10 protein-coding genes and 1 pseudogene are annotated in these 12,867 nt (G+C 40.1%); 5 read left to right on the top strand and 6 right to left on the bottom strand.

Annotated features, from left to right (window positions below):
• From RRG12_RS20345 to cofH, 5 genes and pseudogenes are all read right to left on the bottom strand, one after another.
• Positions 1 to 1,774: pseudogene (locus tag RRG12_RS20345) on the bottom strand (hypothetical protein); the annotation flags it as partial.
• A gap of 41 nt (positions 1,775 to 1,815) precedes the next feature.
• Positions 1,816 to 2,214 (bottom strand): hypothetical protein, encoded by a 399-nt coding sequence (locus RRG12_RS20340; protein ID WP_420760508.1) that lies wholly within the window; start codon positions 2,212 to 2,214, stop codon positions 1,816 to 1,818.
• A gap of 566 nt (positions 2,215 to 2,780) precedes the next feature.
• Positions 2,781 to 4,283, bottom strand: coding sequence for a family 10 glycosylhydrolase (locus RRG12_RS20335; RefSeq protein WP_420760510.1), 1,503 nt, complete (start codon positions 4,281 to 4,283; stop codon positions 2,781 to 2,783).
• A 380-nt stretch (positions 4,284 to 4,663) separates the two neighbouring features.
• Positions 4,664 to 5,068: a photosystem II protein Psb27 gene (psb27, locus tag RRG12_RS20330; RefSeq protein WP_176726911.1), complete on the bottom strand. Its 405-nt coding sequence runs from the start codon at positions 5,066 to 5,068 to the stop codon at positions 4,664 to 4,666.
• Between the two features lie 134 nt (positions 5,069 to 5,202).
• Positions 5,203 to 6,348, bottom strand: a complete 1,146-nt coding sequence (gene cofH, locus RRG12_RS20325; protein ID WP_420760507.1) for a 7,8-didemethyl-8-hydroxy-5-deazariboflavin synthase subunit CofH — start codon at positions 6,346 to 6,348, stop codon at positions 5,203 to 5,205.
• A 706-nt stretch (positions 6,349 to 7,054) separates the two neighbouring features.
• On the opposite strand from cofH, the gene RRG12_RS20320 reads away from it, so the two are divergent.
• The 5 genes from RRG12_RS20320 (at position 7,055) to RRG12_RS20300 (ending at position 11,755) form a co-directional block, all read left to right on the top strand.
• Positions 7,055 to 8,080 (top strand): multicopper oxidase domain-containing protein, encoded by a 1,026-nt coding sequence (locus tag RRG12_RS20320; protein WP_420760506.1) that lies wholly within the window; start codon positions 7,055 to 7,057, stop codon positions 8,078 to 8,080.
• Positions 8,081 to 8,346: 266 nt separating this feature from the next.
• A complete protein-coding gene (locus RRG12_RS20315) occupies positions 8,347 to 9,384 on the top strand; it encodes a helix-hairpin-helix domain-containing protein (protein ID WP_069068598.1) in 1,038 nt (345 codons plus the stop codon).
• A gap of 137 nt (positions 9,385 to 9,521) precedes the next feature.
• The gene (locus RRG12_RS20310; RefSeq protein ID WP_069068599.1) at positions 9,522 to 9,956 is read left to right on the top strand and encodes a ferritin-like domain-containing protein; all 435 of its coding nucleotides are present in this window, start codon (positions 9,522 to 9,524) and stop codon (positions 9,954 to 9,956) included.
• Between the two features lie 128 nt (positions 9,957 to 10,084).
• Complete coding sequence (locus RRG12_RS20305; RefSeq protein WP_420760505.1) at positions 10,085 to 11,053, top strand: FTR1 family iron permease; 969 nt, start codon at positions 10,085 to 10,087, stop codon at positions 11,051 to 11,053.
• Between the two features lie 264 nt (positions 11,054 to 11,317).
• A complete protein-coding gene (locus RRG12_RS20300; RefSeq protein ID WP_420760504.1) occupies positions 11,318 to 11,755 on the top strand; it encodes a hypothetical protein in 438 nt (145 codons plus the stop codon).
• 63 nt (positions 11,756 to 11,818) lie between these two features.
• On the opposite strand, the gene RRG12_RS20295 is transcribed toward RRG12_RS20300, so the two are convergent.
• On the bottom strand, positions 11,819 to 12,754 hold the full coding sequence (locus RRG12_RS20295) for an ABC transporter substrate-binding protein (protein WP_420760503.1): 936 nt from the start codon (positions 12,752 to 12,754) through the stop codon (positions 11,819 to 11,821).
• Positions 12,755 to 12,867 lie beyond the last annotated feature (113 nt).

The raw sequence follows: 12,867 nt of genomic DNA, 5'->3' as shown, positions 1-12,867 counted from the left end.
CCGGGCTGAAACTCACACTTAGAACTGTGTCTTGATGCCCTTCTAAGCGGTTTCGTTCTCTTCCCTGAACCAGAACTGTCTGCAAAGCATTTAAAGTTCCTGGTTGAGTTTTATGTTGGCTTTGCAGGATTTTTCCTGCTTTTATTGCTGTGACGAAAGCTTCTAAGTCTTTATGTTCATTAATTAGAGATAAGGAATATCTACTCAGAGATTCAGCTTGATTGACTTGTGCCTGCTTGGTCTGATTCCATGCCGTCAAACCCAATCCACTGCTAATTACCACCGCCACCACTGAACCCGCAGCAATTGTTCGCGCTGTTCTAATTTTTTCATTCTTTTGGTGTTCTGCTTGAGTAGCACTAACCTTAATAAATTCTTTCGCCACATCATCAAAATTAGGGAAAGATTGCTCTTTCTCAAGCTCAATAATTCGCACCAGCTTAGAACCGCTCCAGAGTTCACTATTGGCTTTTTGGGCATCTTTTTTGCGTAACTCATCCCACTGTTTCGCATCAGCAGATAACCGATTTCCCAGGACGATTATCTCTTCTTTCTCCCGAATTAAATTCTGTAAAACTTTCCAAGAGCGGAGTAATGCCTCATGTGCCACTTCAGCCGTCGCCTTTCCGTCTTCTCTTTTACTTACCAAGAGGCGATTATCAATCAATGTATACAGAACTTTTTTTTGTGTCTCATCTTTCTCCAAAGCCGTTATATCAGCCCTTTTACTAACAGCTTCTTTGCGTTCTAATCCGATTAATGCTATAAAAATGTTTTGTGCTGCTTTTCTTTCTTGTTCATTAAAATCATCATATATTTTATCAGCCTGTTGCTGGAGTGCGCCTGTCACTCCTCCCAAATCTTGATAAGTCTTGGTATTTAAAACTCTGTCTTGAATATTATCTTTTTTCCACAATTCGTTTAAAGTATATTGCAAAAGTGGTAAAGACCCAGCCTGTTGATGAAAATCGGCAATAATTTGCTCAATTAATCCCTGTTCAAAAGTTACTCCATTTCTAGCCGCAGGTTCAGCAATTGCCAATCTTAGCTCACTATCATCCATGTCTGTTAGCATTACACCAAACTTATCATGGATTTCTCCTAATTTTTTATAAGGACTTAATTTATCAAGAAAATCAGCCCGCATAGTCAAAATAACTTTAACAGAAGTATCTGAATTTTCAAGCAATCCAATGAGGCTTTTTATGAAAATATCTCTTGTTGTCTTCGGTGTTGTGGTGAATAATTCTTCAAATTGATCTATAAAAATTAGCCATTTAGAATCCCGCTTAAGAGATTGAACAACTTTCATAATAGTATCTTCTTTAACAGTCTGAGCCAGTTCCGTGTCCGATTGTTTATACTTTTTATTTAGAAGACTACTATGGAAAGATACAAAGGGATTGGCATCAGGAACAGAGGTTAAATTTACTAATTCTTCATAACTAGGCTGATCTTTCAAAGCAGGAATTAAACCCGCTCGAATTAAGGAGGACTTACCGCTTCCAGATGCCCCTAAAAGCAGAAGAACATTCTTTTCTGTGAAGTGATTTGTTAATTCAGTAATCCAATTATCTCGGCCAAAAAACTTACTACTATCTTCCGTCTCAAATTTACTTAATCCCAAATATGGAGAACTTTTAATAAGCTTTCGGGCATGAATCTCAGTATCTGAAGTCTGAGAAAAATAGGTGATATTGACAGTTCCTGAATTTGTTCCAGCAACGCCTAAGACATCACCTTCAGTCGTTACTTTGGAAGGATTTACAGTCATTTTAATTTTATTAAATTTGACTAAACACTGTCAAAGATTATTTATTTACCCTTAGTTACTGGGCCAATATTAACCGTTCCTGAGTTTGTTCCAGCCACACCAAATACATCACCCTGAACTGATACATTTGTATTATATTTGCCTTCTTGAAATCCTTGAGGATCTTCTTTTTTCATTACCTCTTCGGCTGCTTTAATAATTTCCTGATCCTTATCAATACCAGCTGCCGCTAATTTCTTTTTAAGTGGTGCTTCATAGGTTTCGGGATCTGTTTCGTGTTCTTCCAGAACCATTTGTGCTTTTGGTTCATTTTCAAACTTCTTCTTAATCAAGGTTTTCAACCCCTGATAGGCATCTTTCACGGCTGTTCCTGCGGTATCTTTCGCAGCAGCGATCGCACCAGCACTTAAAGCCGTAATAATCAGAGAAACAGGTTCCATAGTTAATCCTCAATAATTTGTAGTAGCTAGAATATGTATATTCTACGTTTAGAGAATATTTGGAAAGGTTCTTTTGCTCTCATATTTAGCACGCCAAAGCATCTCAAAATATGGCTACAACTTTTGTTTTTCGTAGCGCTTAACCCAAGAAAGAAGGGCAAAATTATACCTTCCGATACTTTTCAAATATGCTCTTACAGTATCACAGAATGCAAGCTTTCCCATTGATTGCAGAAATCATGAAACTTCAAAAGATTTGTGTGATGTCGAGGCGAGATACAATGGTAAACATAGACGAGAAGAAAGATTTTTCTCAGATATTTTTAGTCTCGGTGTTTTTTTGTGCCTTGTTTGCCGATTTTCGATCAATCTTAGCGATGCCTGCGGCGGGCGTAGCGATTGCAATACATACCCGGTTTCTTATGCTTCATATCTAGCAAGCTTTTTGCCTTTTTCTAACCGTCAACTTCACATTAAGTGAATTGAATAAGAAGACAGAATTCAAAATCAATTAGTGAGAGATGAGGGGAATTTTCTTCTGAATTCTGACTCCTGAATTCTGTTATTTACTGAGTGCGACAGAATTTGCGATCGTTATCATGCTGAGGGTATTGCCAAGAATAGGCAAAATGGCTGACTCCCTTTAATTGGGGAGAAAATTTGCGAAGTGACTGCATTTGCGCTTCCAGGGATGGACGATTACTAATTGATTCTCCCCATTTGCCGGCTAAAGCTGGGATGACTTGAGTACCCGGTTTAGTCATACTCAAAACCCGTTGCACTTGCGCCACAATACAACTAACGTTACCGCAAGTCCCATAAGACATTGGATGCCACTCTAATGTAGTGGGGAATCGATCCCAAGGCTGCAAACGGGAATCATACCCTTGTCCTACAGTTTGATTCCCATCGGGGAAAAACACCACGCCTGTGGAAACACCTTGCTGCTTTGCTGGGTAACTAGCTATGGTGACAAAATCTAGAATTCCTTGCATAGCGTGGGCAACGGTAAGCTGCCACAACTCCCATTGTAAAATTGGTTGTCTATCGGTTGCAGACTGGATTGATTTTTGCGCTGGTGAGGGAGTACGTCCTTGCCAAAGGGGTTCGCCTTCTTGGGGATAAAGTTTATCAACTTCCGTTATATCTGTGCCAGTGACGAATCCCTTCCTCAAAAAGCGGCGAATTAAGTCCAACCCTTTATAATTTTGTGCCCGTTTAAATAAAGCTTCTTGGATTGCGGGACTAAAGAGCCATAAATCTGAAACTTTGGTGGCGATAGAATCACTTCCAGCTTGTCGGGGATAACGCACGTAGTCCAATAGCAAGCCATCTGGGCGACGGCGCAAAACTTCTTGTACTAATTGGTAGTAGTCGCGTTTCGCTTGCGTGTTGTAGGGGTCGATAAATAGTTGAGAACCGTTATCTACCACATATAGGCTCGTTTGACCTTTGCCATTACGAGCGATCGCATCTTCTCTATCTGGGCGCTGGGCGTAAGTATAGCCGAAATTGTTGGTAAACATCCAGGCGTAGACTTTTAAACCACGTTCCCGACCTTTTTTAATTGCTGTGGCGAATAAATCGATGTTTTCTGCTCCTGGAGTGCGAATCACAGAAGGCCAAGCCGTCGGGTTAGCTGTTGCGGGTAATAATACCTGCCCATCGTAAAATACTTCTAAATAAACTTGGTTATAGCCACGGTTAACAATCCGATCCATAACCTGATCAATTGCTCCTGGCTGAATGTCACAAGGATACAAGCGCAACCAGAGGGCTTGGACTTGCGGCCAAGTCCGAGTGCGGCAATTCTTTAATTCCTGTGCTTGTTTTTGTAATATATTTTGGTAACGCGTTTGAGCATTTTGGTTGCCTTTGAGGGCTGATAAACGTAAGTTTTCTTTTTCTTGCGCCGCCGCTGATGATAACTGACAATATTCAGTTACTTGTGCCCTTGCTGGTTCGCCCCCAAAGTTGGGAAGCAACGAACTACTAGTAAAAACAACAGCGAATAGGCGCTGCCAAAATAATAATGTTGATCTTCCAACGTTCAAGGGACGGTTAGACATATCTACCAGTAGATGAACACAATAATTAATCATTCACCCCAACCCAGATAATTAGGGGCAACGTGTATCAAATTATATATAAGAATCCTAAATGATATGTGAAAAATTTTAAGTAATGTTTAGATATGACTGTGCCTCACATATCCAGGTTTTGGTACGTAAAGCCTACCCTACATATATTTCAAACAGAATTCAGGAGTCAGAATTTAGCAATGTTTTCTGTCTGACTGGTGAATATGGCAGTATAAAAAACCTGAATAGAGAGTAAGTTTAATATGCTATTGGGTAAGTTATATTGACAAATTGCTCCATCATAAAGGATCAGGAGTCAAAACTTTCGACTCCTGACTCTTGATGATTGAGTAGGCAATAGTTAATAATTAACCGCCACGATTCAGTGCCGTCTCTACCTGCTGTAACTCTTTCTCTAGACGAGTTTTGAGTTTTTCGGGTACGGGACGGTTTGGGTAAGAACTGTAATGTCCAGCCAGGGAGTTGAGGGCTGTTCGTATGGTTGTAAAGGAGCCAAGACCAGAAACAGAGTTAGCCCGTTGGTAACGAGCTGAAAAGTCATTTATTTTTTGACGCGCTTCTGCTTGAATTGCTGCTTTGTCTGGCGAATCTTCTGATAGTTCTAAAGCTTGTCTCATGATATTGACTACAGCCAAGGTGTCTTGGCGATAATCTCCACTTAAACTATCTGGACTACCAGAACAGCCCATTAAGCCGATAGCTACAACCAAAACCAGCGCAAGCAAACGCGACCAATAGCGCTTCATATGCATTAAGTAAAAGTATACGTAAATCAACGTCCATCCTATCTTGGATTGGTATCTTGGGGATCAATTCAGTGGGGAGTGGGGAGTAGGAAGATAGGGGAGTGGGGAGTGGGGAGTGGGGAGATAGGGGAGACAAATGACTAATGACTAATGACTTTTTGATAAAGAGTCTCCCGTTGTTGGTAAGGTCGTCCTAAAGATGCGATCGCAGCTTGCAAGCTTTCCACTTCCATACACGTACCACCTAAAGCACCTGCCATTGTGGTAATGTGTTCCTCCATCAATGTGCCGCCGATATCGTTGCAACCCCAAACTAAGGCTTCTGTCGCACCTGCAAGCCCCAGTTTTACCCAACTCTGCTGATGGTTAGGAATCCAATTACCTAAGTAAATCCGCGCCACAGCCCCTAAGAGTAGTGCATCACTCAAAACTGGTTGATCGCGTCCCACACGGCGACGTAAGGATTTGGGCGCTTCTTGGCCAACGAAGGGTAATAAAATAAACTCTGTGATCCTTGCTGGATATCCTTGATTAATGGCGGTTTTTTGGAGCGATCGCAATTTTTCTAAATGCCCGATTTGCTGTTCGTGGGTTTCAATATGCCCAGATAACATGGTGCTAGTGGTATGCAAGCCTAATTTATGAGCGGTGCTGACAATTTCTAGCCAAGTGGCTGTATTAATCTTCTCTGGACACAGTATCCGCCTTACTTCATCGTCTAACACTTCCGCTGCTGTTCCCGGCATTGAACCAACACCAGCATCGCGCAAAGCAATAATCACATCAGCATATTCAAGTCCGTCAAGTCTGGCGATAAATTGCACTTCCTGGGGAGAGAATGCGTGGAGATGTATGTGGGGAAATTCCTGTTTAATCGTTTCTACGACCTTGAGATAATAGGGCAAAGATTTGCCGTTTATCAGTGCTTGCGGATTTAACCCCCCCTGCATACAGATTTCTGTCGCACCCCGGCGCACCGCATCTGTCGCTTTTTCCAAAATTTGCGCCGAATCTAACCAGTATGCATCGGTATCACCATCATCTCGACGAAAAGCACAAAAACTACAGTGCTGCTCACAAATGTTAGTAAAGTTGATATTGCGGTTAATTATATAGGTGACAGTATCACCTGCCTGTATTTGGCGGAGTGTATCGGATGTAGCACGTATTGCTGCGATCGCCTCCGGGTCAGTTTGTTGTAACAATACCACTCCCTCTTCGAGAGATAAATCGTACCCCATCAAGGCACGTTCCAGAATATTTTCAACAGCAATTTTTGTCAGCATTACTTTCTTAATTTCTTAGTAAATTTTAATTTTATCAACAATAATTCAGGATTCAGAAGCGGAGCCGGAGACGCTCCGCCTCCAGTCAGAATTCAGTATGAATGAGAGTCTATCTAAGTGATAAATATTGGTTTAAAATTTCCCTAAACTTTTGATAAGACTAGTATTAAATAATATTTTTTAATAAAGCCTAAAAATGCTTATCAAAATTTATTTAGCCGCGATTTATATTGTTTATAAACCAATTAAATACGCTACAGATTAACGATACTTACTTGCTGGCGTTTATATCCAAGGTGCTATTATACTCATTGTCTGTACTCTAAATACTGATAAGTTAATAAATATAGTAACAACAAGCATGAAACAGTTAGTTTTTTCTCAATATTATTTATATAGGACTCATATTTGATTTCTGAAAAAACTCAGTACAACTAAGAAGCCTTCTTGCCTATTGCCTATTGCCTGTCTACGCAAATTCGTTCAGAAATCAAAGCGGATTCCTATAGGATGAATACCGTTAAAATTCCGGAAATTTGGCTGGATTTTCCAGCCACTAATTCTCATTTTACCTAGATTTAATAACTTCAGTAGCAATTTTGAAGTACTATAAAATTATTGACAATAATTACTAATTCCTTTAATATTTGAAAGCAATTGAAAATCTTTTGCAATTCTTTTTTGGCGCTAACCGTAATTAAATGTCATGCCCAACAACTCCGCTCTGGGTAACGGAAAACCTTGGAGCCGCCGTCAATTACTGAAGCTGGGCCTAGCGGGTGCTGGAGTAACTGGTGCCGCTGGACTTTGGCAGATGCTAAATCTACAAAGTCAGACAATCGTCAAAGTGCCACCACTCAATATAGAAGCACCAGACGACGTTACTAACCCGATGAAGATGTTAAGGGACTTTGATTATGGGACGGTGAAGCAAGAAAATGGGCGGACTATCCGGGAATTTCAGTTAACTGCGGGTACTTCCATCATAAAACTCAATAGTGCTGTCTCTTACAACATCTGGGATTTAAACGGTCGGATACCAGGGCCAACGCTACGGGCAAAACAAGGCGATCGCATCCGGGTACTATTTCTCAATAACGCGGGACATTCTCACTCTTTGCATTTTCATGGCGTTCATCCAGCAGAAATGGATGGTGTTCGCCCAATCAGCAACGGCAAAGCCACGATTTATGAATTTGATGCTGAACCTTATGGCGTTCACTTATACCACTGCCATATTGAACCAGTCACCCGCCACATCGCTAAGGGACTGTACGGAATGTTCATCATCGATCCACCCACTCCCCGTCCCCCGGCTGATGAGATTGTATTAGTGATGGGTGGGTATGACGTGAATGATGATAGCCATAATGACTATTACGCCTTCAATGGTTTGCCCCACTATTACATGCATCATCCCATTGAGATTTACAAAGATCAGTTGATTCGGCTGTATGTCCTCAACATCATCGAATACGATCCGGCAGTGACGTTTCATCTCCACGCCAACTTCTTTGATGTCTATCGCTACGGCATGACTATGACTCCTAGCGAGAAAACTGATGTGATTACGATGGGTGTAGCAGAAAGGCACATCTTAGAATTTGCTTTTCGCTATCCAGGTAAATATATGTTCCATCCCCATCAAGATGCGATCGCAGAAAACGGTTGTATGGGTCAATTTGACGTAATTGCTGAGAGGATCTCCCAAAATCCTGTGAAAAACTCCTGACAATATTATTTAGTATTCGTAATTAATTCATGAAAATTTTAGAGAATAGTTGATAAAAAATATCATTATATGCAACAGTAAAATCTATGACAATCTGTCAAACAAACTAGATCCTAGTAGTCTGTCAATAAATAATTGATGGATAAATTCCCTGTAGAGACGGCGATTTATCGCGTCTCTCTAACCGTCACAATGAATTTGACAGACCACTAGTAATAGTTTGAAATTTTTCAATTAATACCTTTTAAGTTGTGTGAGAAGCAAAAATGATAAAAATTCGTTATATCTGTTTAACAGCAGCAGCAGCCTTAATAGTTACCTTGAGTTCTTGTAGTAATACACCAACCGCAGAAAATCCATCAGCACCAGTTCCTAACACTCCCGCTACAGAGGCAGTAAGTAGTAACAGTCATAGTGGTCACGGTAGCAAAGACAAAATTAACATTAACAGCGCTATATTGTCAGAATTGGATAAGTTTGAAGCCAAGCTAGGTATCCCGGCTTTATCAAACAAAATCCAGGCAAATCGTCCCTACGGTAGCCCAGAAGATTTAGTTACTAAAAAAGTAATTACTCAAGAACAGTTCAACCAAATTAAAGACCAAGTTGGTGTTCAAGAAGTGGTACTCACAGGTGAGGCAAAAGATGTTGACTATATGTCTAAATTAGGCTTAATGAAAGGGCATCTTTTGGTAGCACAAGAACTGCTCGATCAGAATCAGCCGAAACAGGCAGAACCTCATATTGGGCATCCAGTTGAGGAGATTTATGTTGACGTAGAAGAACAATTGAATGAGCGCAAAGTCAAAGAATTTAAGACAACTTTGGTGAGTTTGCAAGATTTAGTGAAATCTAGTCCAAAGGATAGCAAAGTTAAAACTAATTTTACTTCTTCAGTGCAAGCAGTTGACGGAGCGATCGCAGCTTTGCCAGCAGACGAACGCTCAAAACCAGCTTTTGTGCTACAGGTGATTAATGAATTGCTAGATTCAGCTAACTCCGAATATGGCGCTGCGATCGCAGATGGTAAAATAACCGCGCCAATTGAGTATCAAGACTCCCGTGGTTTTGTTGTTTACGCTAATGATTTATACAAAGGAATTTCTAGTCAAGTAGCTCAAGCAGATCCCGAAGCACACAAAGCGATCGATGCTAGTTTCGCTGAACTAATAAAAGTTTGGCCCACCGCCATACCACCAGCGAAAGCAGTCAAAACACCTAATGATGTTACCAAACTGGTGAAAACCATTGAGGAAAACTCTCAAAAAGTCGTTGACAAATCCAATACCCAAGCACAGCGATAACACTTTAATTTAATGGTAAGTATAGATTAACGAGTTTAAAATAGTTAGGAGTTAAGAGTTAAGAATTACGAATTACGAATTACGAATTACGAACTCCTAACTAATTACACTCCATTCGTTACTTGAACTAACAACTGATGCAAGAACTTGACCATAAAAAGACCATTGACCTGCTGAACGCCATCATGGAATTTGAACTAGCAGGGGTAGTCCGCTACACACATTATTCTTTGATGGTGACTGGCCCTAACCGTATTCCAATTGTGGCTTTTTTCAAAGCACAAGCAAGTGAGTCTTTACTTCATGCCGAACAAGTGGGAGAAATTCTCACCGGTTTAGATGGGCATCCCTCCCTGAAAATTGCCCCAATGGAAGAAACCTACCAGCATAAAGTCAAGGATATCTTGGAAGAAAGCTTATCCCATGAAAAAAAGGCATTGGAACTTTATAAAAATCTGCTCGAAACTGTCACCAATGCCAGCATTTATCTTGAAGAATTCGCACGCGGTATGATCGGTCAAGAAGAGATGCATAATCTCGAACTGAAAAAGATGCTACGCGATTTTAGCTAATAGTCATTAGTCCTTAGTCATTGGTCATTAGTCATTGGTTATTAGTCATTAGTCATTAGACAAAAACAAAGGACAAAGGACTAATGACAAGGGACTAATGACAAAGGACAAAAGACAAAGGACAAAAGATGAATTTTAGTACTGCTCTACCTACTTTCGTAATCACACTCCGAGAAGGAGTGGAAGCTGCCCTTGTTGTTGGCATTGTGCTAGCTTTGCTGAAAAAAGCTAAACAATCCCGACTCAACTCTTGGGTATATGCTGGTGTTGGCGTTGGCGTTGTCGTCAGTGCCTTAATAGGCGTGTTATTCAGTTGGATAATTCAAGTACTGGGAGCCGCAAATCCTCAATACACCACCGTAGTTGAGCCAGCGCTAGAAGGTGTGTTTAGTGTATTAGCGATCGCAATGCTCAGTTGGATGCTAATCTGGATGACTAAACAAGCCAGATTCATGAAAGCTACAGTTGAGGGAGCAGTCACAGAAGCACTGACACAAAACTCAAATGCTGGCTGGGGTGTTTTTACTTTAATTTTAATTGCCGTTGTCCGCGAAGGCTTTGAAACTGTTCTCTTCATTGCAGCTAATTTTCAACAGGGATTAATGCCAGCCTTGGGTGCTATTGCTGGTTTGGTAACAGCATCCGCTATTGGAGTGCTGTTATTTAAATGGGGTGTCAAAATTAACATCCGCCAGTTTTTCCAGGTAATGGGCGTTTTATTAGTGTTGATTGTGGCTGGGTTGGTAGTTTCAGCCTTGAAACACTTTGACGAAGCTGTAGCTAACCTTGCCCTTAGCAGTCGCGCTACAGAAAACCTTTGTTTCTATTACGAACATTTTACAAAAGTCCACTCTTGTATTTTGGGGCCAATGGTTTCCAATACTTCCACAATCTTGCCTGACGAACAGTTTCCTGGGATTATTCTCAAATCTTTATTTGGCTATAGAGACAATCTCTATCTTGTGCAAGCAGTGGGATACGTGGCATTTTTACTCACCATTGGAGGATTGTATTTCCGCAGCCTTGGGGGTGCTTCTCCTGAAGGTAAAAAGAATATCTCCTTTGGTCAAAAACCAATTAGTTCTGCAAAAGATTAAAAGCATAGTCAGTTACCTCGTTCCCAGTCTATGACTGGGAATTATCTTAGCGATCGCTACGCTAATGTCGATCCAGAAGTAGCTACCTTAGTTAAAGCCACAGTTAATATTTTTGCCATTGTAATTTAATACAAATGTTTTCAACTAATACCAATTTGAAAAAATAATGCAACAAATCAACTATTTATAGAGACGCGATTCATCGCGTATTTAGCCAAGGATGTGTTGCAATCATTAATTGAATTGGTGTAATCAAAAAAGTAAATGAGCAAAACTTTTATATTAAATTTCTTACTGTTGCTTTCTCAAATACCCAATCCTGAAACAAAATTTTTAGATTTAAAAAATAAATTAGAAAAGAAAGGATTTCAGGTAATCATTGCACTACCACCAAAGCGAGGAGCTTATGGGTTACTAAGAGAAGCTGACAAAAAAATTTGGATTAATCCCGTAGTGTTTGAGTTACATATTGGGACTCAAACACTAATCCATGAAACTGTTCATGCAGCACAGGTATGTGCCGGAAAAGGAAAAATAAAAACTTTAGGTTTAGACATTCAGCCAAGCAATTATGCTCAACCATTTTTTAGACGCTATACTGATGCCAAACGACAAGATTTAGAAAGAGAAGCCTATGCAGTACAAACTCAACCTAATAGTTTTGAATTAGCTGTATCTCTTCTTCAACAACACTGTAAATAACTAGTTTTGAGAGTTGTTAGTAAAGCTGAACACCCTTTAGTTGAGTGTTGCCAAGTAAGAAGATTAAGTTTCCTGTGGTGCAAACAATGCTTGCCTAAGCTGCTGACAAGCCTTTTCTATTGCATCTATACTACCTGGATTTACCAGACCAAAATAATCAAACACATAAACTCGGTTATTTTTAGTTGCTTGCAATTTCTGCCAAAAAGCTTCCTTTTTCAAAGAATCTAAAAGCGCTACTTCAGAATTTCCTTGCGGAGGATTAACTAAAATTATCACCTCTGGATTTGCTTCTAAAACTTTCTCAGCCGAAAGCGTTACATAGCCACCAACTGGACTTTTTCCTTGTAAATCTGCGGCTACATTTTTCGCCTGAAACTTCGCTAGCAAATCCCCTGCCCAACTGTTTTTATTTGGCGCTAAAATTGGTTGACGACTAACCAGTGCTAGAGTAGAAGGACTCTGAGTTGGTTTATCTGGTAAGAAAGTTTGGTAACGGTTTAACAAAGGCTGAGGATCAGCATTAATTGATTTAGCAAGTGTTTTAGTAACTTCTTCTAGAGATTCCCAGCTATTCACCTTAGTGAGCAAAGTCGGAATTCCTAGTTGCTGAAGTCTTTGAATTGGGATATTAGAAAAACCTTCAGCACCAATAACTAAATCTGGCTTCAGTGCTACCACTTTTTCTAAATTTGGTGGACTTTGACCTTCACTAACGCGGGGAATATCCTTAAATCTAGAGTCATTATTAAATAATTTACTACCAGTGATTCCAACAATTTTTGTTTCATCTAGTCGAGAGATAATATCAGCAGAAAGAGAAGAAAGAGCAACCACTCTTTTTGCTGAACCTTTTGGTAATTGTTGAGAGTTCGTGTTAGTCGCCTCAGTGGTATTTTCCACTTTGATTTGTGGTTGCTGAGTATTTGCAGTGGTGCAAGCAACTAAAACTATACTCAACAAAATTGCTAAAGCTGATAGCAGCCAACGACGATGCATATTAAAATTCCTTATATGAGTAGGAATGGTATAACATTAGCATTCGTAATTCGTAATTACTAATGATGCTATCAGTTGAATTACGAATTACGAATTATTAATGTAATTTTTCC

The sequence above is a fragment of the Nostoc sp. CALU 546 genome, assembly GCF_048836525.1.
This window is presented reverse-complemented; position numbering and strand designations above follow the sequence as displayed.